Source organism: Chromobacterium sp. Panama (assembly GCF_003052555.1).
GTDB lineage: Bacteria > Pseudomonadota > Gammaproteobacteria > Burkholderiales > Chromobacteriaceae > Chromobacterium.
This window is the reverse complement of the sequence record NZ_QARX01000004.1, coordinates 1-522: the sequence shown is the minus strand read 5'-3', so window position 1 is coordinate 522 and position 522 is coordinate 1. Positions and strand designations below refer to the sequence as shown.

The following is a 522-nucleotide window of genomic DNA, read 5'->3' as shown; positions in this document are numbered from 1 at the left end:
GTAATAGCTCACTGGTCGAGTGATCCTGCGCCGAAGATTTCCGGGGCTAAAACTTACTACCGAAGCTACGGCATCAGTAATGATGGGTAGGGGAGCTTCCCATACGGGTTGAAGCATGACCGTAAGGACATGTGGACAGTATGGGAGTGAGAATGTTGGCATGAGTAGCGAGATGTGGGTGAGAATCCCACAGGCCGTAAACCCAAGGTTTCCAGGGGAAGGTTCGTCCGCCCTGGGTTAGTCGGGACCTAAGCTGAGGCCGAAAGGCGTAGGTGATGGACAACAGGTTGATATTCCTGTACTACCGATAACCGTTTGAGAGAAGGGATGACACAGTAGGATAAGCTAAGCACACTGTTGGTTATGTGTGCCCAAGCATTGAGGCAGTCAAAGTAGGCAAATCCGCTTTGATAATGCTGGGATGTGATGGGGAGCGAAATTTAGTAGCGAAGTAGCTGATTTCACACTGTCAAGAAAAGTCTCTATCGAGGTTAAAGGTACCCGTACCGCAAACCGACACAG

The 522-nt window shown here is 50.0% G+C and carries 1 rRNA gene; it reads left to right on the top strand.

Annotation, left to right across the window (positions count from 1 at the left end):
- Nucleotides 1-522 (top strand): 23S ribosomal RNA (locus tag DB032_RS23410); the annotation flags it as partial.